The organism is Azohydromonas lata NBRC 102462, assembly GCF_001571085.1.
GTDB classification, from domain to species: Bacteria; Pseudomonadota; Gammaproteobacteria; order Burkholderiales; family Burkholderiaceae_C; genus Azohydromonas; species Azohydromonas lata.
This window is the reverse complement of the sequence record NZ_BCTC01000028.1, coordinates 15,467-36,581: the sequence shown is the minus strand read 5'-3', so window position 1 is coordinate 36,581 and position 21,115 is coordinate 15,467. Positions and strand designations below refer to the sequence as shown.

Annotated in this window: 13 protein-coding genes; 4 read left to right on the top strand and 9 right to left on the bottom strand. The window is 70.2% G+C overall.

Annotated features, from left to right (window positions below; all coding sequences use genetic code 11):
* The first annotated feature begins 323 nt into the window (after positions 1–323).
* A complete protein-coding gene (locus ALA01S_RS12185; protein ID WP_066336630.1) occupies positions 324–821 on the top strand; it encodes a response regulator in 498 nt (165 codons plus the stop codon).
* Positions 822–910: 89 nt separating this feature from the next.
* Here the strand turns inward: ALA01S_RS12185 and ALA01S_RS12180 are convergent, their stop codons facing one another.
* The 5 genes from ALA01S_RS12180 to ALA01S_RS12160 all read right to left on the bottom strand — a co-directional run bounded on the left by ALA01S_RS12180 (position 911) and on the right by ALA01S_RS12160 (position 6,322).
* Entirely contained in the window at positions 911–1,402 is a 492-nt protein-coding gene (locus ALA01S_RS12180) for a c-type cytochrome (RefSeq protein WP_066336625.1), read from the bottom strand.
* An 89-nt stretch (positions 1,403–1,491) separates the two neighbouring features.
* A complete protein-coding gene (locus ALA01S_RS12175; RefSeq protein WP_218011463.1) occupies positions 1,492–2,115 on the bottom strand; it encodes a pentapeptide repeat-containing protein in 624 nt (207 codons plus the stop codon).
* Positions 2,116–2,198: 83 nt separating this feature from the next.
* Positions 2,199–4,070 carry a methanol/ethanol family PQQ-dependent dehydrogenase gene (locus ALA01S_RS12170; RefSeq protein WP_066336621.1) on the bottom strand — a complete coding sequence of 624 codons (1,872 nt, stop codon included), beginning with the start codon at positions 4,068–4,070 and terminating at the stop codon, positions 2,199–2,201.
* Between the two features lie 315 nt (positions 4,071–4,385).
* A complete protein-coding gene (locus ALA01S_RS12165; protein ID WP_218011462.1) occupies positions 4,386–5,048 on the bottom strand; it encodes a response regulator in 663 nt (220 codons plus the stop codon).
* Positions 5,045–6,322: a sensor histidine kinase gene (locus tag ALA01S_RS12160; protein WP_066336618.1), complete on the bottom strand. Its 1,278-nt coding sequence runs from the start codon at positions 6,320–6,322 to the stop codon at positions 5,045–5,047. The genes ALA01S_RS12165 and ALA01S_RS12160 overlap by 4 nt, the downstream gene beginning before the upstream one ends.
* A 260-nt stretch (positions 6,323–6,582) precedes the next feature.
* Between ALA01S_RS12160 and ALA01S_RS12155 the strand changes: the two genes are divergently transcribed.
* Positions 6,583–7,551 carry a PQQ-dependent catabolism-associated beta-propeller protein gene (locus ALA01S_RS12155; protein WP_066336616.1) on the top strand — a complete coding sequence of 323 codons (969 nt, stop codon included), beginning with the start codon at positions 6,583–6,585 and terminating at the stop codon, positions 7,549–7,551.
* Positions 7,552–7,575: 24 nt separating this feature from the next.
* On the opposite strand, the gene ALA01S_RS12150 is transcribed toward ALA01S_RS12155, so the two are convergent.
* Positions 7,576–8,052: an Lrp/AsnC ligand binding domain-containing protein gene (locus ALA01S_RS12150; RefSeq protein WP_066336613.1), complete on the bottom strand. Its 477-nt coding sequence runs from the start codon at positions 8,050–8,052 to the stop codon at positions 7,576–7,578.
* 103 nt (positions 8,053–8,155) lie between these two features.
* On the opposite strand from ALA01S_RS12150, the gene putA reads away from it, so the two are divergent.
* A complete protein-coding gene (gene putA, locus ALA01S_RS12145) occupies positions 8,156–11,875 on the top strand; it encodes a trifunctional transcriptional regulator/proline dehydrogenase/L-glutamate gamma-semialdehyde dehydrogenase (RefSeq protein WP_066336610.1) in 3,720 nt (1,239 codons plus the stop codon).
* A 39-nt stretch (positions 11,876–11,914) separates the two neighbouring features.
* On the opposite strand, the gene ALA01S_RS12140 is transcribed toward putA, so the two are convergent.
* The 3 genes from ALA01S_RS12140 to dctP all read right to left on the bottom strand — a co-directional run bounded on the left by ALA01S_RS12140 (position 11,915) and on the right by dctP (position 17,271).
* Positions 11,915–13,123: a pyridoxal-phosphate-dependent aminotransferase family protein gene (locus ALA01S_RS12140; RefSeq protein ID WP_066336608.1), complete on the bottom strand. Its 1,209-nt coding sequence runs from the start codon at positions 13,121–13,123 to the stop codon at positions 11,915–11,917.
* 79 nt (positions 13,124–13,202) lie between these two features.
* Positions 13,203–16,088: a sensor domain-containing protein gene (locus ALA01S_RS12135; RefSeq protein WP_084267478.1), complete on the bottom strand. Its 2,886-nt coding sequence runs from the start codon at positions 16,086–16,088 to the stop codon at positions 13,203–13,205.
* A gap of 220 nt (positions 16,089–16,308) precedes the next feature.
* A complete protein-coding gene (dctP, locus tag ALA01S_RS12130) occupies positions 16,309–17,271 on the bottom strand; it encodes a TRAP transporter substrate-binding protein DctP (RefSeq protein WP_066336603.1) in 963 nt (320 codons plus the stop codon).
* A gap of 199 nt (positions 17,272–17,470) precedes the next feature.
* Here dctP and ALA01S_RS12125 point away from each other — a divergent pair, with 199 nt between their 5' ends.
* Positions 17,471–21,103, top strand: a complete 3,633-nt coding sequence (locus tag ALA01S_RS12125) for a hydantoinase B/oxoprolinase family protein (protein WP_066336599.1) — start codon at positions 17,471–17,473, stop codon at positions 21,101–21,103.
* The last annotated feature ends 12 nt before the right edge of the window (positions 21,104–21,115 follow it).

Genomic DNA, 21,115 nt, shown 5'->3' with positions numbered 1-21,115 from the left:
CGCCCGCTTCGGCCCGCCTCGCCTGCAGGGCCGTGCGCGGTGCGTGCGCCGAAAATATTGCGGCAGCCGGCGTGAACAGGGTGCGTTCGATGCGCAAGCTCAGCGCTGTTGAGGCCGGCGGGCCGTGACTTGGAGTAGTGCCTATGGCGAGCAGCGTCAGCGCGACGCGGGAGCAGGCGTGGCCGCAGGCTGTTGGGTTGGAGATGTACGGCGGGTGCATCAGCGCCGAAAGCCCAGGGCTGGGCCTGGGCAGCACTTTTACTTTGCGGCTGCCGCTGGCGTCGCGGGGAGCAGCGACGGTGGGATCGAGCTTGGAATCAACTTTGGAATCGAACCTGAAGGCGGCGGCTGAGGCGCTGGTGAAGGCGCGGCAGCCCGGCGAGGCGGCCGACGGGCTCCAGTCCCTTGGGCGGCGCGTGCTGGTGGTGGACGACAACGTGGACGCGGCCGACAGCCTGGCGATGATGTTGGAGCTCATGGGCCACGAGGCGCGCGCGGTGCACGACGGCGCCGCGGCGCTGCAGGCCGCGCCCGCGTGGCGGCCGGACATCGTGCTGCTGGACATCGGCCTGCCGGGCTTGAACGGCTACGAGGTGGCGCGCCGCCTGCGCGCCGATCCGGCGCTGGCCGGCACGCTGCTGGTGGCCCTCACCGGCTGGGGCAGCGAGGGCGACAAGCGCCGCAGCGCCGAGGCCGGCTTCGACGCCCACCTGACCAAGCCGGTGGCGCTGGACGACGTGGAAGCCGTGCTGGCGCGTTACCCGGCCCCGGCGCTGGCGGCGGGCGGCGGCACGTCCCTGGGGGTGCTGGCTGCGAGGTGAGGCGCTTTGCGCAGGGCGTGTGCCGGTCGGGGTCGCCACGGTGAACGGCACCGCCGCGGGGGCAACACGGGGACGCGGGCGCGGCGCGCTCACCGCTTCACGTCGCCGCGGGAGTCGACATAGGTCTTGATGGCCCAGATGGTTTCCTGACTCAACTGGTCTTTCCATGCCGGCATGTGGCGCACGCCCACCACCAGCTTGCCTTCGAGCACCGTGGTGCGGAAGTAGGCGTCGTCGTCGTCCATGCAGGCACTCTGCAGCGTGGTGTCCTTGATGCGCCGGCAGAACCGGCCGAGCCGGCGAAGGTCCGGCGCAGGCATCCCGCCCATGCCGCTGGCCACGGCATCGACGCCATGGCAGCGGGCGCAGTTGTGGTTGAACGCCACACCGCCGGAGCGGGCCACGTCGGCTTTGCCCCGGTAGGGATTGCTGGGCGACCATGGGCTGCCCAGTGCGGGCACGTCCTCCACGTTGTAAGGCGCGTCCGCCTGCGCGGCGGCGGTGCCCGTGAACATCGCCATGGCGGCGGCGAGGACGCTGGCTTTCCCGCGCCACCCGGCGGTGACGAAGCAATTGCTCAAGGTGTTCTCCTGATGCCGCCCGGAACGGGCCGGCCCGGGCCGTGGCGGCGATATGAATGGGCGATGCGGACGCCAAGGCCGGCACGGGACTACTCGGATTGATTGGCGTACCAGTCCTTCGGACAGCCGGTGCAGCCCTTGAAGTAGCCGTCGGGGAAGATGGCAAAGCGCAGGACGCTGCCTTCGATGAAGGCGTTTTCGAAATTCACCGACACGAACTTGGCCTCCTGCAGGTTGGCGCTGACCAGCCGGGCCCGCGGGAACCAGGCGAAGTTGGCGCGTGCGGCTTCGAGGTTGGCGGCGGTGAGGTCCGCGTCGCTGAAATCGGCGCGCATGACGCGGGCGAATTCCAGGTCGGCGGCGATCAACCTCGCGCCCCGGAAGGTCGCGGCCGGGGCATTGACCTTGTTGAGCCGTGCCCCGGTGAGGTTGGCGCCGTCGAGCACGGCACCGGCCAGGTTGGCGCCGCGCAGGTCGGCCCGGGACAGGTCGGCCCCCGTGAGGTCGGCGCCGGCCAGGTCCTGGCCGGCGAGGTTGGCATGGCGCAGGTCCGCGCCGCGGCAGCGGGCATGCGGCCAGATGTGGCAGCCGTTGACGGCCATGGGCTCGCGGGCGTCGCCCGCGGCGCTGTCCTGTGCGCTTGCTGCGGCGCCCAGCAAGGACAGCAGCACGCCACCCAGCAGACGCGTCAGGGCATTCATCGGTGAAGGCATGGCGATGTTCAAGGGTTCAGGCAGCGGAAGCCGGCCACTGGCGTGGCCGGCCGGCGACGGCATCGCGGGTCGATGCGCGGGAATTACCGGGACGCGACCTTGCCGGGCAGCTTGAACACCCACATGGAGCCGCCCTGCGTGACCTGCTTGGTCAGCTCGGCCATGTCGCCACCCCACAGCGGCACCGCGCCGCCATAGCCGGACTGGATGCCGACGTACTGCTCGCCGTCCATCTCCCAGGTGACGGGCACCGAGACGACGCCGGAGCCGGTCTGGAACTTCCACAGTTCCTTGCCGTCCTTGGCATCGAAGGCCTTGACGAAGCCGTCCGCCGTGCCGGTGAACACCAAGCCGCCCGCGGTGGTCAGCGTGCCGGCCCACAGCGGGAACTTCTCCTTGTGCTCCCAGGCGAGCTTGCCCGTGACGGGATTGATGGCGCGCAGCGTGCCCACGTGGTCGTCGAACAGCCGCTTGATGCGGAAGCCCTGGCCCAGGTAGGCGGAGCCGGCCTTGTAGGTCAGCTTCTCGGTCCAGTAGTCCATCGCCCAATGGTTGGCGGGGATGTAGAACAGGCCCGTGTCGGGGCTGTAGGACATGGGGTGCCAGTTCGTGCCGCCCAGGAAGGGCGGCGACACGAAGATGGACTCGCCCTTGTCGGCGCCGTCCTTGGGCAGCGGCGGCCGCTGGCCGCTGACCTCGATGGGCTTGCCCGTGGCCTTGTCGAAGCCCTTGGCCCAGGTGATCCCGTCCACGAAGGGCCAGGCGCCGATCAGCGAGGTCGGCTTGTTCGGGTAGCCCGCGCCCGTGGCGAGCTTCTGGCGATCCGTGACGAAGAAGAAGCCGTTGCGGTCGGCGTGCGCCGAGGCCTTCACCTGCTTGCCGGTGGCCGGGTCCTTGTACTCGAACAGCACCACCGAGTTGTTGCCCGAGAAGTCCCAGGCGTCGTTGGGCGTGTGCTGGAAGAAGCCCTTGAGCTCGCCGGTGCTGGCGTCCACGTAGGCCTGGCCCGACGTGAAGAGGCTGTCCCAGTTGCGCGGGTCGTCGCCTTCCTTGGTGCGGTGCCAGGTGTTCCAGGGCGCCGGGTTGCCCGCGCCGATGACGATGGTGTTGTTCTCGACGTCGAAGCTGGCCGTCTGCCAGGGCGCGCCGCCGCCGTGGTTCCAGGCCTCCACCAGCTTGCCGTCCTTGTCGCGCGGCCATGACGGTGCCTTCGCGTCGCCGGTGGGCGTGCTTTCCTTGCCGTTGAGGCGGCCCATGTGGCCTTCCACGAGGGGACGGGCCCACACCTCCTCGCCGGTGTCGGGGTCGCGTGCGAACAGGTAGCCCACCACGCCGAATTCGTCGCCAGAGGAACCGTGCACCAGCAGCACGCGGCCGGTCTTCTGGTCCTTGATGACGAACGGCGCTCCGGTCATGGTGTAGCCCACCTTGTGGTTGCCGAACTTCTCTTTCCAGACCACCTTGCCGGTGTCCTTGTTGAGGGCCACGATGCTGGCGTCCAGCGTGCCGAAGAACACCTTGTCTCCGTAAATGGCCGGGCCGCGGTTGACCACGTCGCAGCACGGACGAATATCGTCGGGCAAGCGGTGCTCATACTCCCAAAGCCGCTTGCCTGTCCTGGCATCGATGGCAAAGATTCTGGAATAAGACGCGGTGATGTAAATCACCCCGTCGTGCACCAGCGCCTGGCCTTCCTGGCCACGCTGTTTCTCGCCGCCGAACGAAAAACTCCAGGCTGGCAGCAACCCGGACACCGTTTTGGCATTGATTTGATTGAGCGGGCTGTAACGCTGGGCCTTCATGCCCAGGCCGTAGGAAAGCACATCCCCGGTGGTTTTGTCGTCGTTTTGCAGATCTTCCCAGGTTACGGGTTTGCTTGCGTGGACCGTGCCGATGGAAAATAGGGTCGAAACGGCCATCGCCATGGCGCCGCGGACGAGTTGATTTTTGTCCATTTGTGCTCCTCACATTCTCGTTCCAATTCGAACCGGCGCGCCATTTGGGGCAAGACGCCGTACACAGCGGAATTTCTTCCCCGCTGGGCACGATGTTATGGGGTCGCCCGAATCTGGTCGCAGTTAATTATTCCTGGCAAAGCCGGGAATAATTCCCGGCTGTCCCGGGATGGAATCTGAGTGGAGTTTTGGCACAAAACGAGCCGTGCCTGTCATTGCAGTGTAAGCGTTGGGTGGTGCGCCGGCGGTGAATTCGCTGCCCGGGAAAAACTCCCGGCCATGCCAAGAACCATTCCCTGGTGCCCGCGTGCGCGCTCAGGCAGATCCCTCACGCCCGTGTTCCGCGGGCAGGTCCACCAGGCCACGCCGGGCCGCGAACAGCAGCAACTCCAGCTCGCTGTTGACGTCGAGCTTGCGGCGGATATTGGAGAGGTGGTTCTGCACGGTCTTGGGGCTCAGGTGCAATTGGTCGCCCACGCCGGCCGAGGAAACACCGCCGGTCACCAGCCGCAGAATCTCGAATTCACGTGGAGTCAGGCATTCGAGCGCGCCGGGCCCTTGAACGGCCTGGCAGGCCAAGGCGTGCGCGATCTCGGGCGAAAATACCCGCTGGCCCTGGAATGTCCTGCGAATGGCATCGATCATTTCCAAGGGCTCTGAATTCTTGGTGATGTAGCCGATGGCGCCGTTGCGCATCGCCTGCGTCGCATAACCAGCCGACTGGTGCATGCTGAAAACCAGAACCCGCAAATCGGGTTTTCGCTCCAGCAGCCGGCGTATGGCCTCCAGACCACTACCTTCGCGCAGCGACAAATCCATGACCGCCACGTCCACCTCGGTATCCCGCAAGGCGGCACAGGCTTCTTCGGCAGTGGCCACGGCGGCCACCATTTGCATATCCGGCTCCGCATCCACCAGTCGCCTGTAACCCGTGCGCACCACCGCATGGTCATCCACGAGCATCACGCGAATCTTCATTGCATTTCCTTTTCGACCACGGGCACATAAGCGGTGAGGACAATACCTCCATTCGGTACGTCTTCAATGGCGAAACTGCCGCCCAGCATCGTCAGGCGTTCGCGCAAACCCAGCAGTCCGCCGCCGGCCTGGTCGAGCAACTGCCGCGCCGTGCCGCGTCCGTTGTCGGCCACCCTGAGCCGAATGACTGAGCCCTGGTCCAGGCATTCGACGTTCACCGTGTCGGCCCCGCTGTGGCGCACCCAGTTGGTCAGGGCTTCCTGGAGGCTGCGGTAGAGGGCCAGCCCGGCGGCCGCGGGCAGCGGTGGCAAGGTGTCGATGCGCGACTCGATGCGCCGGTCCGGCAGCCGCGTGCGCCAGGCCGCGACCAGCTCGGAGAGGGTTTCGCGCATGCCGCTGTCCTCGATGCCGTAGGGGCGCAGGCTGGAGAGCATCTGCCGCACGTGATCGGAGATGCGGCGCGACTCGTTGCCGATCTCGCGGGCGCATTCGACCACCACCGCGGGATCGGCGCTGCGGGCGTGGTGCTCGATGTAGGCGGCCGAGGCGCTGATGGCGGTGAGGGACTGTCCGAACTCGTCGTGCAGCTCGGCGGCCAGGTCGCGGCGCTCCTTGTCCTGCACCTCCATCAGTTGCTGTGTCAGGCGGCGCTGGCCTTCGTGGGCGCGGTTGAGGTTGATGGCGACGCGGTCCATCACGGCCGCGATGGCCGCGAACTCCCTGAGCTGGAAGCGGGGCAGGCCGGCCGTAGGCTCGCCCCGTTCCAGGCGCAGCAGCCCGGCCTCAAGCTCCTTGACGGGCGACAGCGCACGGTGTACGGCCAGCCAGGTCATGCCCAGGCAGGCAGCGCAAAAGACCAGCAGCATGGCCAGCAGTTGTATGGACGGGCCCAGCTTCTCCTGCAACTCGCTGCTGGGGTCCGGCCGGATGAGCAGCACCCGGTCGCCCAGCGCGATGCGGTGGTCCGTGACCGGGCTGGCAGCCAGTCCCAGCAGGCTAGGCCAGGCCGCCCCTGGCGCGGGCGGGGCGGCCTCGCCGGCTTGCAGCAGCGTGACCGTGACGTGGCGCAAGCCGCCCTGGGCCAGCAGTTGCACGACGCGGTCCTGCGCATCGAGGCCCTCGCCGGCCTGCATGAGCTCCACCAGCCGCGAGGCGGCGACCTGCTCGGCCAGCGTGTCCTCGCGCAGCTCGTGCACCCAGATGGCGCCGAAGACCACGATGAGCCCGGCAAAGGACAAGGCCAGGCGGAAGACGAGGGTGCGGCGCAGATCCATGGCGTGCTTGGGCGCAGGTTGACGGTGGGAGCGCCGGCAAGCGCGGCGGCAGGCTGCAGGCGGCAGTGCGCGGGCTCGGCCGCGCAGGGGTGTGGGCCATGGCGGCAGTACCACCAGCGCACCAGGTGCCGGGGCGGTGGGCGCCGCGCGTTGCGGCCGCGCATTGTGTTGCCCAGGGCGCGATGCGCTTTCGGGAATTTTTCCTGGAGGAGGGGTCCTGGGCTGCGGATAGCGTTGCGCGCATGACAAGGAGACCGGACATGTTCCAGCCCAAGCTGTTCCTGGGCGCCGCACTGGCCTTGATGGGCACCACTGGGGCGCTGGCCCAGACCGCCTGGGTATCCAGCGAGAAGGACCACGCCATCACGCTGGTGGACCTCAAGACGCAGGCCGTGGCGGGCGTCATCAACACTTGCAAGCGCGCGCGCCACATGCAGCTCGCGCCCGACGGCAAGCGGCTGTTCGTGGCGTGCACCGAGTCTGGCCAGGCCGACATCATCGACGTCGCCACGCGCAAGTCGGTCGGCCGCATCTCGCTGGGCGACGAGCCCGAGGCCTTCGATTTTTCCAAGGACGGCCGGGCGCTGTACGTGTCGGCCGAGGATGAAGGTGCCCTGGTCACCATCGATGCCGCCACCGGCAAGGCGCTGGCCTCCGTTGCGGTCGGCAAGGAACCCGAGGGCGTGAAGACCTCGCCTGACGGGAAGCTGGTGTTCGTCACCTCCGAGGTGGCCAACATGGTCCACGTGGTGGACACGGCCACCGGCAAGCTGGTGAAGAACATCGCCGCGGGCAAGCGCCCGCGGCGCATGGTGTTCTCGCCCGACGGCGCGCAGCTGTGGGTGAGCAACGAGCTCGGCGCGAGCGTGAGCGTCATCTCGGTCAAGGACCTGGCCGTGACGCACACCGTCAAGCTCGAGCTCAAGGGAGCGCGCGCCGAGGACATCACGCCCGTGGGCCTGGCCATGACGCGCGACGGCAAGACGCTCTACGTCTCCATGGGCCGCGCCAACCACGTGGGCATCATCGACGTGGCCAGCCGCCAGCTCACCAAGACCGTGCTGGTGGGCAAGCGCGCCTGGCACGTGGCGCTGAGCCCGGACGAGAGCCGCCTGGTGGTGAGCAACGGCTTGAGCGACGACGTGACCATCATCGACACGGCCACCGCCAAGGCGCTCAAGAGCGTGCCCGTGGGGCGCGTGCCCTACATGGCGGTGGTACTGCCGTGACAGCGATGGCGGCCGTGGCGGCTTTCACCCCAGGTGCAGCCGCGTCGAGCTCTTGACCTCTTCCATCACCGCGTAGGTGCGCGTCTCGCGCACGCCGGGCAGTTGCCACAGCACGTCGCCGGCGAAGGCGCGGTAGGCGTGCATGTCGGCCATGCGCGTCTTGAGCAGATAGTCGAACCCGCCGGCCACCATGTGGCACTCCTGCACCTGCGGATGCGCCTGCACCGCGGCGCGGAACTGCTCGAACACGTTGGGCGTGGTGCGGTCCAGCAGCACCTCCACGAACACCGTCATGCCCGCACCCAGCTTCTCCGGGTTCAGCCGCGCCTCGTAGCCCAGGATGTAGCCGTCGCGCGTGAGCCGCTGCACCCGCGCCAGCACCGAGGTCGGCGACAGCGCCACCGTCTCGGCCAGCTTCAGGTTGGAGATGCGCCCGTCGCGCTGCAGCACGTCCAGGATCTTGAGGTCGATGCGGTCCAGGCCGTCCAGGTCATTGGGCATGGTTGTCTAGAGAAATATTCGTTGAAAATAAGAAATAACGATCAGTTATTCGGAAGCATTAGGAACATGATCGCAGGATTCACCAAATACTGCGAGCGTCGCCATGCCCGTGCCGCCTTTTTCCGCCTTCACCCCGCTGCTGCCGCAGCCGCCGCTGCGCGCGGCCATCACCGCCGCCTGGCGGCTGCCTGAGCCGCAGGCCTTGCCGCCGCTGCTGGAGCAGGCCAGCCTGCCCCAGGCGCAAGCGGGTGCAGCGGAGGCCCTGGCGCAGCGCCTGGCGCGCACGCTGCGCGAGCGCAAGGCCGACGCCGGCCGCGCGGGGCTGGTGCAGGGGCTGCTGCAGGAGTTCTCGCTCTCCTCGCAGGAAGGCGTGGCGCTGATGTGCCTGGCCGAGGCGCTGCTGCGCATCCCCGACAGCGCCACGCGCGACGCGCTCATCCGCGACAAGGTCGCGCGCGGCCAGTGGCAGGCCCACCTGGGCCGCAGCCCGTCCATGTTCGTCAACGCCGCCGCCTGGGGCCTGATGATCACGGGCCGCCTGGTGGCCACCCACAGCGAGCGCGGCCTGTCCTCGGCGCTGGCGCGGCTGATCGGCAAGGGCGGCGAGCCGCTGATCCGCGCCGGCGTGGACCGCGCCCTGCGCCTCATGGGCGAGCAGTTCGTCTGCGGCGAAACGATAGAAGACGCCCTGGCCCACGCCCGCAAGCGCGAGGCCCAGGGCTTCAACTTCTCCTATGACATGCTGGGCGAGGCCGCCCTCACCGGCGAGGACGCGCAGCGCTACCTCGCCTCCTACGAGGCCGCTATCCACGCCATCGGCAAGGCCAGCGCCGGCCGCGGCATCGTCAATGGCCCTGGCATCTCCATCAAACTGTCGGCGTTGCACCCGCGCTACGCGCGTGCCCAGCAGGCGCGCGTGATGGAGGAGCTCTACCCCGTGCTGCGCTCGCTGGCGCTGCTGGCGCGGCGCTACGACATCGGCCTGAACATCGACGCCGAGGAGGCCGACCGCCTGGAGCTGTCGCTGGACCTGCTGGAAAAGCTGTGCTTCGAGCCGGAGCTCGCGGGCTGGAACGGCATCGGCTTCGTGGTGCAGGCCTACCAGAAGCGCTGCCCCTTCGTCATCGACTTCATCATCGACCTGGCCCGCCGCAGCCAGCACCGCCTGATGGTGCGCCTGGTCAAGGGCGCCTACTGGGACAGCGAGATCAAGCGCGCGCAGATCGACGGCGCCGACGGCTTCCCCGTCTACACCCGCAAGGTCTACACCGACGTCGCCTACATCGCCTGCGCGCGCAAGCTGCTGGAGGCGCCGGACGCCATCTACCCGCAGTTCGCCACGCACAACGCGCACACGCTGGCGGCCATCCACGAGATCGCCGGCCCCGCGCGCTGGCAGCCCGGCCAGTACGAGTTCCAGTGCCTGCACGGCATGGGCGAGCCGCTGTACGAGCAGGTCGTGGGCCAGCCCAAGGACGGCGGCCTGGGCCGCCCCTGCCGCGTCTACGCCCCCGTGGGCACGCACGAGACGCTGCTGGCCTACCTCGTGCGCCGGCTGCTGGAAAACGGCGCCAACACCTCCTTCGTCAACCGCATCGCCGACCCGGCCGTGGACCTGGCCACGCTGGTGCGCGACCCCGTGCGCACCGTGCGCGACATGGCGCGCAAGGAGGGCTCGGCCGGCCTGCCGCATCCGTCCATCCCGCTGCCCTCGCAGCTCTACGGCGACGCGCGCGCCAACTCGCGCGGCCTGGACCTGGCCAACGAGGACCAGCTCGCCGCGCTCACCGAGGCCCTGCGCGCCAGCGCCACCGAGAGCTGGAACGCCTCGCCGCTGCTGGCGGGCTCGCCCTCGCCGCTGCCCGCGCAGCCCGTGGTCAACCCCGCGCGGCATGACGACCTGGTCGGCCAGGTGCAGGAGGCGTCCGCCGAGGACGTCGAAACCGCCCTGCGCGAGGCCGCCGCCTTCGCCCCGGCCTGGGCCGCCACCGCGTCGGCCGAGCGCGCCGCCATGCTGGAGCGCGCCGCCAACCGGCTCGAAGCCGACATGCCCCGCCTCATGGGCCTGCTGGTGCGCGAGGCAGGCAAGACCTGCGCCAACGCCATCGCCGAGGTGCGCGAGGCCGTGGACTTCCTGCGCTTCTACGGCGCGCAGGCCCGCCGCGAGCTGGACAACGGCAAGCATGTGCCGCTGGGCCCCGTCGTCTGCATCAGCCCCTGGAACTTCCCGCTGGCCATCTTCATCGGCCAGGTGGCCGCGGCCCTGGCCGCCGGCAACCCGGTGCTCTGTAAACCGGCCGAGCAGACGCCGCTGATCGCCGCCGAGGCCGTGCGCGTGCTGCTGGCCGCCGGCGTGCCGCGCGCGGCGCTGCAGTTGCTGCCCGGCCAGGGCGAGTCGGTGGGCGCGCGCCTGGTGGGCGACGCCCGCGTGCAGGGCGTGATGTTCACGGGCTCCACCGAGGTCGCCCGCATCCTGCAGCGCACGCTGGCGCAGCGGCTGGATGCGCGCGGCAACCCCGTGACGCTGATCGCCGAGACAGGCGGCCAGAACGCCATGGTGGTGGACTCCTCGGCGCTGGCCGAGCAGGTGGTCAACGACGCCGTGGCCTCCGCTTTCGACAGCGCCGGCCAGCGCTGCTCGGCGCTGCGCGTGCTGTGCGTGCAGGAAGAGGCGGCCGACCGCATCGTGGAGATGCTCAAGGGCGCCATGGCCGAGCTGCGCCTGGGCAGCCCCGACGAGCTGGCCGTGGACGTGGGCCCGGTGATCGACGCCGAGGCGCAGGCCGGCATCCAGCGCCACATCGACGCGCTGCGCGGCCGCGGCCGTTTCGTGCACCAGGCGCTGCGCCCCGTGCCGGCCAACGGCAGCTTCATCGCCCCGACGCTGATCGAGCTGGAGAGCCTGGACGAGCTCCAGCGCGAGGTCTTCGGCCCCGTGCTGCACGTGCTGCGCTACCGCCGCGCCGAGCTGGACGCGCTGCTCACGCAGATCAACGGCACGGGCTACGCGCTGACCATGGGCCTGCACACGCGCATCGACGAGACCATCGCCCGCGTGGTGGAGCGCTCGCACGCGGGCAACGTCTACGTGAACCGCAACATGGTCGGCGCCGTGGTGGGCGTGCAGCCCTTCGGCGGCGAGGGCCTGTCGGGCACGGGCCCCAAGGCCGGCGGCCCGCTGTACCTGCTGCGGCTGCTGGCCGCGCGGCCGGCGCATGCGCCGGCGGTGGCGTTCGATGCCCTGGGCCGCGTGGAGACCACGGCCCCGGCGCGCCCGGCGCTGGAGGCGCTGGGCGATTGGGCCGCGGCGCACAACCGCACCACGCTCTCCGAGCTGTGCGAGCAGTTCGCCGGGCAGACCCGCGCCGGCGCCGCCTGCGTGCTGGCCGGTCCCACGGGCGAGCGCAACGTCTACACGCTGGCGCCGCGCGAGGGCGTGCTGAGCGTGGCGGGCAGCGACGAGGACCGCCTGGCGCAACTGGCCGCCGTGCTGGCCGTGGGCGCACGCGCCGTCTGGCCGGCCTCGGCGCGTGCGCTGCACCTGTCGCTGCCCGAGGCCGTGCGCGCCAGCGTGGAGGTGGTGGACGAGGCCGACGCCGCGCTGCTGAAGGCGGACTTCGACGCCGTGCTGCTGCACGGCGGCGCGGCCGAGCGGCAGGCGCTGTCGGCCGGCCTGGCGCAGCGCGCCGGCGCCATCGTGTCCGTCACGGCGCTGCAGCCCGGCGACACCGCCATCCCGCTGGAGCGGCTGCTGGTGGAGCGCGCGCTGAGCGTCAACACGGCCGCGGCCGGCGGCAACGCGAGCCTGATGACGATTGGGTGACGGGTAACGGCGGCCGCACAGGCGGCCGGCCGCTTGCGCTCACGCCACCGTCACGCTCTCCTGCGCCAGCCCCTTTTCCAGCTCGGCGATGCCTGCCGGCAGGTCCAGCGCCGCGCCTGCGTACTGGATGCTCGCGCCCAGCGCGTGCAGCGTGCGGAACAGGTTGTGCGCGCGGCTTTGCTCGCCCATCTGGCCGATGCGCACGATCTCCAGGCCGAAGGAGCCGGAGATCTCCACCCGGTGCACGCGCGACATGTAGGAGCGCACCGCGTCGGCCGAGATGCCCACGGGCACCTTGATGCCGATCACCGAGTTCAGCCGCGCCGCCTCGGGCACCAGCAGCTCCAGCCCCATGGCCTCGATGCCGTTTTGCAGCGCCTTGGAGCACACCAGGTGGCGCTCGAAGCGCTTGGGCAGCGTCTCCTCGCACACCAGGCGCAGCGCCTCGTGCAGCGCCAGCACGCCCGACACCGGCGCGGTGTAGTGGTAGGACTTCTTGTTCCAGAAGTTGTCGGCCAGCAGCGCGTCCAGGCACCAGTGCGCCAGGACGTGCTTGCGGCTTTCGATCTTGCGCCACGCCTTCTCCGACAGCGCCAGCAGCGACACGCCGGGAATGGAGGACAGCCCCTTTTGCCCGCCGGTGATGACCGCGTCCACCTTCCACGCGTCCATCTCCAGCGGCATGGTGCTGAGCGTGCACACCGCGTCCACGATGGCCACGCAGCCCTGCGCATGCGCCAGCCGCGTGATGGCCTCCAGCTCGCGGTTGAACACCGTGTTGGACGTCTCGCCCTGCACGATGGTCACGACCTTGTAGTCGCCGCCCTTGAGCGCCTCCTCGACGGCCGCGGCGGCGGCGAATTCGAAGTTGGGCACCTCCAGCACCGTCACGAGGCCGCCCACGCGCGTGGCCATCTCGGCCATGCGGCGCGAGAAGTAGCCGTTGCAGATGGACAGCACCCGCTCGCCCGGCGTCACCAGGTTGGCAATGGCCATCTCCATGGCCGCCGAGCCCGGGCCGGCCACGCCCAGCACGTGCTCCGACTCGGTCTGGAACACGTAGCGCCCCATGGCCTTCACCTGCTCGATGACCTTGTTCATGGTCTCGCCCAAGTGGTTGATCACGATGGAGTTGGCGTAGGACACCTTGTGCGGGATGGGCACGGGACCGGCGCCCATCATCAGCAGGGGTTCCTGGGGAAGGATGTCGTCCAGCGACATCACGCTGGGAGGCAGCAGCAAGGGCATGGCAGGGGGTTCCGGCAACAAGGACACAGCCCGCGCCGCGCCGGCGCGGGATGGAATTGTCCACCCTTTGGTCCGCCCTTTACGAACCCGCCCCCGGCGCGGCGGCCATGCCGCTGCGCAAGTAGCGCTCGAACTCGGCCGGCCGCACGGGCTTGCAGAAGAAATAGCCCTGCACCTCGTCGCAGCCGGCGTCGCGCAGGAAGTCGAACACCTCGCGCGTTTCCACGCCCTCGGCCACCACGCGCAGGTTGAGCGTGTGCGCCAGGTGCACGATGGCCGGCGCCAGCTTGCCCGCCTGCCCGCACTCGACCGAGCTGGTGAGCCGGGGCAGGAAGGTGCGGTCCAGCTTGAGCACGTCCACCGGGAAGCGCCACAGGTAGGACAGCGACGAGTGCCCGGTGCCGAAGTCGTCCACCGAGAGCTCCAGGCCCAGGGCCTTGAGCCGCTGCAGCGTCAGCGCGGCGGCTTGCGGGTCCTGCATCAGCGAGCTTTCGGTGAGCTCCAGCTCCAGCAGCGCCGGGGCCATGCCGGCCTCGCGCAGGGCCAACTGCACGTCCGCCACGAGCTGCGGATCGTGCAGTTGGCGCGGCGAGAGGTTGACCGAGACCTTCAGCGGCCGCCCCAGGGTCTGCACCCACAGCTGGTTCTGGCGGCAGGCCTGGCGCAGCACCCAGGCGCCCATGGCGTTGATGAGCCCCGTGTCCTCGGCCAGCGGGATGAAGGTGGCCGGCGGCACGCTGCCGAGCTGCGGGTGGTTCCAGCGCAGCAGCGCCTCCATGCCCACCACCTGCAGCGTCGCCACGTCCAGCCGCGGCTGGTAGTGCAGCTCCAGCTCGCGGCGCTCCAGCGCGCGGCGCAGGGCGCTCTCCAGCGTCAGCCGCGCGCGCGCCTGCTCGTGCATCTCCGGCGTGAAGAAGCGGTAGTTGCCGCTGCCGCGGCCGCCGGTGCCGGACTTGGCGCGGTACATGGCGCTGTCGGCGCTCTGGAACAGGGCCTCCTTGGTCTGGCCGTCGCGCGGGTACAGCGCGATGCCTATGGAGGCGCCGACGAACACCTCCTGGCCGCCCAACAGCATGGGCTCGTCAAACTGCTCCAGCAGCTTGCGCGCCACCGCCGCGGCGGAGTCGGCTCCATGGTCGCAGGGCAGCACCACGACGAATTCGTCGCCGCCCAGCCGCGCGACCATGTCGTTGGGGCGCAGCCGCAGCCGCAGCCGCCGCGCCACCTGCTGCAGCAGCAGGTCGCCGGCCTCGTGCCCCATGGAGTCGTTGACCTCCTTGAAGCGGTCCAGGTCGATGAACATCACCGCCAGCGAATCGCGGTCCTTGGGTACCAGCCCCAGCATGTGGTCCGTGTGCTCGTAGAGCCGCGCGCGGTTGGGCAAGGCCGTGAGCATGTCGCTGGTGGCCAGGCGGCGCAGCCGCTGCTCGGCCTGCTTGCGCAGCGTGATGTCGCGTGCCGTGACGTAGAGCATCTGCTGGGCGCTCACCCACTTGGCCGACCATGCCAGGCAGACCTCGCTGCCGTCCTTGGTGCCCCAGCGGATCTCGAAGTCGTGCAGCTCGTCGTGGCCGTCGCCAAAGGCGTTGCGGTCCACGCGCAGCGCGTGCTCGCGGTCCTGCGGGTGCACGAACTGGTGCCAGCGCTGCCCAAGCAGCTCCTGCGCGGCATAGCCGGTGATGCGGCAGCCCGCCGGGTTGATGCGCAGGAAGCGGCCCTCGGCGTCGAGGGTGCACACCATGTCCAGCGAGTTGTCTATGAGGTTGCGGTTCTCGTCGCTGAGGGCCTGCAGCCGCTGTTCGATGCGCCGCTGCTCCGTGACGTTGCGCGACATGCCGCGGTAGCCGACGAAGCTGCCGTCGCGCACCATGGGCTCGCCGGCGATGGACATGTAGTAGGGCTCCTGGTCGTGCTGCGACCGCACGCCGTAGCAGAGGTCGCGAAACGGCTGGCGCTGCGCGAAGCGGCGCAGGTACTCCTGCAGCCCGGGGTCGGCGGGGTCGGCGGCGAGGTCCAGCCGGGTCTTGCCTAGCAGGCAGCCCACGTCCATGCCCAGCCACGACGAGGCCTCGGGGCCCATGACGGTGAAGCGGCCCTGGGCGTCGGTCTCCCAGTAGCAGTCCGACAGCAGCGAGGCCAGGCTGCGGTAGCGCTCCTCACGCACCTGCAACTGCTCGCGCATCGCCTTCTCGACGGAGATGTCGCGCGACACGGCCACGGTGCCGCTGAGCGCGCCGGTGTCGGGGTCGGCCATCGCGCGCGTGGCGGTGGCCAGCCACACGTAGTGCCCGTCGCGGTGGCGCAGCCGCAGCTCGATCTGCGCCGGGTGGCGGCCGTGCGCCAGTTGGGCCTCGACCTCGGCGCGCACGGCGCCCACGTCCTGCGGGTGGATGAGCTCGTTGGCGTTGCGGCCCAGCAGCTCGGCCTGCGTGTAGCCCAGCAGGTGCTCGCACGCGGGTGCGACGTAGACGTAGCGCCCGGCGGCGTCGTGGCGCGTGATGAGGTCGCTGGCGTTTTCGGCCAGCAGCCGGTACTCGGCCTCGCTGCGGGTGAGCTGCTCCCGCAGCGCGTGCGAGGCCGACACGTCGGTGATCGTGCCCGCGTAGCCGCAGTAGCGGCCCTGCGCGTCGAAGCACGGCGCGCCCACGCCCTTCATCCAGCGCAGGCTGCCGTCGCTGCGCACGAGGCGGTAGCGGATCTGGTAGTCCTCGCGCGCGGCCGTGGCGCTGGCCAGCGCGGCACGCACCCGCGGCTTGTCCTCCGGGTGGATGAACCTGCGCCAGGCCGAGAAGGAGAACTGGCTGGGCCGCTCGAAGTAGACGCGGGCCTGGCGGTTGAGCTGGGTGATGACGCCGTGCTCGTCGATCACCCACACCAGCACCGTGATCTCGTCAGCCAGCCGGCGCAGCGCTGCGTCGGTGTTCGCCGCGGGCGGGCAACACGAGTCCTGCAATAAGAGCGTCACGCTTGATCCTCAAAATCCACGGGCAGGGCTGATCGAGGAGTGCATCCGCCTGCATTCGAGGAGTCCGGAACCAGCGCCTGTTTCTGCTGAACGAATTGGCTGAACGAGGTGATCGTTCGAAAACGGCCGGACTGTAGGCAACGCGCGCGGTGTAGCTGCCCGCGCGCGCGTTGCGTGTGAATTTTTCACGCCAGGGGAAACCCCCGGCGCCCGGCGCGCCTCAGCGGCGGTAGTCGTCAATGAGCTGCTTGCCCTCGGGGCCGGTGCGCTGCAGCCACTCGTCGAGCATGGGCTCGCCCACGGTCTTCTGCAGCCCGGTGCGCAGCGGCTCGGACGGCGTGACCACGTCCATGCCCATGTCCTTGATCAGGCCCAGGAAGCGGGTGTGGCGTGTCTCGGACTCCTTCCAGCCGCGCTTTTCGGCGGCGATGGCGGCCTTCACGACGGCGGCGCGCGTGTCCTTGTCCAGCGCCTCGAAGGCCTTGAGGTTCATCAACAGCCCGTTGCGCGGCAGCCAGGCCTGCAGGTCCACGAACGCGTGCATGGGCTCGAAGGCGTCGGCGTTGAAGCCGTCGGCCGCCACCAGCGCCGCGTCCACCTGGCCCTGCGCCACGGCCTGCGCCACGTGGTCCGCGGCCAGGGCCACGGGCTTGGCGCCCACCAGCTTGGCCATGCGCTCGGTGGCGGGGCTGTAGGCGGCCCACTTGAGCTCGCGCAGCTCCAGCAGCTTGCTCACGGGCTTCTTCACGAACAGGCCCGGCGGCGGCGAGGGCACGGAATACAGCATCACCAGCCCCTGGCCCGCGAGCTTCTTGCCGATGGGCACGCGCTGCGCCTGGTAGAGCTTGCGCGCGGCCGTGTAGCCGCTGGCCAGCAGGGGCACGCTGTCCACGCCGAAGGTGGCCCATTCGGACTGCACGTCGGCCAGCCGGAGGTCGGCCAGCGCCAGCGGGCCGTTCTGCACCGCGCGCTTGGCGTCGGCGGGCTTGAGCGCGGCGTCGCGCTTGATGCTGATCTTGAGCTTGCCGCCGGATGCGCTCTCAACGTCCTTGGCAAACTGGGCCAGGTTCTCGGCCTGGAAGTCCTTTTCGGGGAAGGGCGTGGCGGCTTCCCAAACGGTTTGTGCCGATGCGGCCAGCGCCGCGGCACCCAGGGCCAGGGCGGCCAGCAGGGGTTTCAACATGGGGGCTCCTTCGAAAGCTTGCGCGGCCGCACCGGGCGGCGGCCGCTGCGGTGGGCGTCGTCAACGGGAATTCTGCTGAGCCGGCCCGCCACCACGGACCGGCACCGCCTGCCTCGGGGGGCAGGGGATTGCGGCTATGCTGAACCCGCGCCCCCCGGCGCACGGATGCACGGACGAAGGACGACGAGGAAGCCAAGCCATGACGGACACGAAGCGCTGGGAGTTCTGGATAGACCGCGGCGGCACCTTCACCGACATCGTGGGCCGGCGCCCGGACGGCAGCCTCGCCACCGCCAAGCTCCTCTCCGACAACCCCGAGCAGTACCGCGACGCCGCCGTGCAGGGCATTCGCCGCCTGCTGGGCCTGCCCGCGGGCGCGGTCATCCCGGCCGACCAGGTGGCCAACGTGAAGATGGGCACCACCGTGGCCACCAACGCGCTGCTGGAGCGCAAGGGCGAGCGCACGCTGCTGGTGACCACGCGCGGTTTCCGCGACGCGCTGCGCATCGCCTACCAGAACCGCCCGCGCCTGTTCGACCGCCGCATCGTGCTGCCGGAGCTGCTGTACGAGCGCGTGGTGGAGGCCGCCGAGCGGCTGGACGCGCAAGGGCAGGTCCTGCGCGCCCTGGACGAGGCCGCGCTGCGCGCCGAGCTGCAAGCCGCTTTCGACGCCGGCCTGCGCGCCTGCGCCATCGTCTTCATGCACGCCTGGCGCGAGCCGGCGCACGAGGCGCGGGCCGCGGCGCTGGCGCGCGAAGTGGGCTTCACGCAGGTGTCGGCTTCCCACGAGGTGAGCCCGCTGATGAAGTTCGTCTCGCGCGGCGACACGACGGTGGTGGACGCCTACCTGTCGCCCATCCTGCGCCGCTACGTGGAGCAGGTGGCGTCCGAGATGCCGGGCGTGCCGCTGTACTTCATGATGTCCAGCGGCGGCCTCACCCGCGCCGACCGCTTCCAAGGCAAGGACGCCATCCTGTCGGGGCCGGCCGGCGGCATCGTGGGCATGGCGCGCACGGCGCTGGCGGGCGGGCAGTCGCGCGTCATCGGCTTCGACATGGGCGGCACCAGCACGGACGTGTCGCACTTCGCCGGCGAGTTCGAGCGCGCCTTCGAGACGCAGGTGGCCGGCGTGCGCATGCGCGCGCCCATGATGAGCATCCACACCGTGGCGGCCGGGGGCGGCTCCCTCCTGCACTTCGACGGCGCGCGGCTGCGCGTTGGGCCGGACTCCGCCGGCGCCAACCCCGGCCCGGCCTGCTACCGCCGCGGCGGCCCGCTGGCCACGACGGACGCCAACGTCATGCTGGGCCGGCTGCAGCCGGCGTACTTCCCGGCCGTGTTCGGCCCAAGCGCCGACGAGCCGCTGGACCGCCAGACCGTGCAGCGCCGCTTCGCCGCGCTGGCCGTGGAGGTCGGCCGCGTCACGGGCCGTCCAACCACGGCCGAATCCCTGGCTGAAGGTTTCCTCAAGATCGCCGTGGCCAACATGGCCAATGCCGTCAAGAAAATCTCCGTGGCCCGCGGCTACGACGTCACGCAGTACACGCTGCAGTGCTTCGGCGGCGCCGGCGGCCAGCACGCCTGCGCCGTGGCTGACGCGCTCGGCATGACGCGCGTGTTCATCCACCCGCTCTCCGGCGTGCTCTCGGCCTACGGCATGGGCCTGGCCGACCAGCTCGCGCTGCGCGAAGCCACCGTGGAGCGCACGCTGGACGGCGAGGGCCTGGCCGCCGCGCAGGCGCTGCTGGATCGCCTGGGCGCCGAGGCGTCGGCCGAAATCGCCGCGCAGGGCTTTGAGGACGGCGACATCCGCATCGTGCGCCGGCTGCACCTGCGCTACCAGGGCACGGACACGGCCCTGGAAGTGCCCTTCGGCACCGAGGCCGAGGTGCGCGCCGCGTTCGAGTCGGCCTACCGCACGCGCTTTGCCTTCCTCATGCCCGGCCGCGCGCTGGTCATCGAGAGCGCCGCCGTGGAGGCCGTGGGCCCCGGCGCGCAGCCGCAACAGGCGGCCGACGCAGCTCATGAGCACCGCCCGCTCAAGCAGGCCGGCGTGCGCATGCACGTGGACGGCCAGTGGCGCGACGCGGGCCTGTACCAACGCGAGGCGCTGCTGCCGGGCGCCGTCATCGACGGCCCGGCCATCATCGCCGAGGCCAACGCCACCACCGTGGTCGAGCCCGGCTGGCAGGCGCGGCTCACCGGGCTGCACGACCTGTTGCTCACCCGCGTCGCGCCGCGCGCCGCCGCCCGCGCCGTGGGCACGCAGGTGGACCCGGTGATGCTGGAGGTCTTCAACAACCTCTTCATGAACATCGCCGAGCAGATGGGCCTGAGGCTGCAGAACACGGCCTACTCGGTGAACATCAAGGAGCGCCTGGATTTTTCATGCGCCCTCTTCGACGGCGAAGGCAATTTGATTGCCAACGCACCGCACATGCCCGTGCACCTCGGGTCCATGAGCGAGTCCATCAAGACCGTGATCGCGCGCAACCCCGGCATGCGTCCGGGCGACGTGTTCGTCCTCAACGATCCCTACCACGGCGGCACCCATTTGCCCGACGTGACCGTGGTCACGCCCGTGTGGAACGAGGGCGGCACGGCCGTGCTCTTCTACGTGGCCTCGCGCGGCCACCACGCCGACATCGGCGGCATCACGCCGGGCTCCATGCCGCCTTTCTCGCGCCGCATCGGCGAAGAGGGCGTGCTCATCGACAACGTGCTGCTGGTCGAAGGCGGCCGGCTGCGTGAAGCGGAAATGCTCGCGCTGCTGCAAAGCGGCTCCTACCCGGCGCGCAACGCGCAGCAGAACCTGGCCGACTTGCGCGCGCAGATCGCCGCCAACGAAAAGGGCGTGCAGGAGCTGCACGCCATGGTCGCCCAATTCGGCCTGGACACCGTGCAGGCCTACATGCGCCACGTGCAGGACAACGCCGAGGAAAGCGTGCGCATGGCGATCGCCCGCCTGGACCCGGCCCTCACCCGCGACGGCCGTTTCACGCTGCCGCTGGACAACGGCGCGAAGATCGAGGTCGCGCTGCGCATGGACCGCCAGGCGCGCTCGGCGGTGGTGGACTTCACCGGCACGTCGCCCCAGCGCGACGACAACTTCAATGCGCCCAAGGCCGTGGCCATGGCCGCCGTGCTCTACGTCTTCCGCACGCTGGTGGACGACGACATCCCGCTCAACGCCGGCTGCCTGAAGCCCATCGAAGTCATCGTCCCCGAGGGCTGCATGCTCAACCCCGCGCCGCCGGCTGCCGTGGTCGCCGGCAACGTGGAGGTGTCCACCTGCGTCACCAACGCGCTCTACGGCGCGTTGGGCGTGCTGGCCGGCGCGCAGCCGACCATGAACAACTTCACCTTCGGCAACGCGAAATACCAGTACTACGAGACGGTCTCCGGCGGCTCCGGTGCCGGCGTGGCCCTGGGCGGCGAGGCCGAAGGCTTTGATGGCACGGCCGTCGTCCAGACGCACATGACCAACTCGCGCCTGACCGACCCCGAGGTGCTGGAGTACCGCTTCCCGGTGCGGCTGGAGAGCTACGAGATTCGGCCGGGCTCCGGCGGCGCCGGCCGCTGGCGCGGCGGCGACGGCGGCACGCGGGTGCTGCGCTTCCTGGAGCCCATGACGGCCTCCATCCTCTCCAATGGCCGCGTGCACCCGGCTTTTGGCTTGTCAGGCGGCAGCCCCGGCGAACCCGGCCGCAACCGCGTGCTGCGGGCGGACGGCCGCGAGGAGGCGCTGGGGCACATCGGCTCGGTGGAAATGCAAGCCGGCGACCGCTTCGTCATCGACACGCCTGGCGGCGGCGGCTACGGCGCGCCCTGAGCGTTGAAGCCG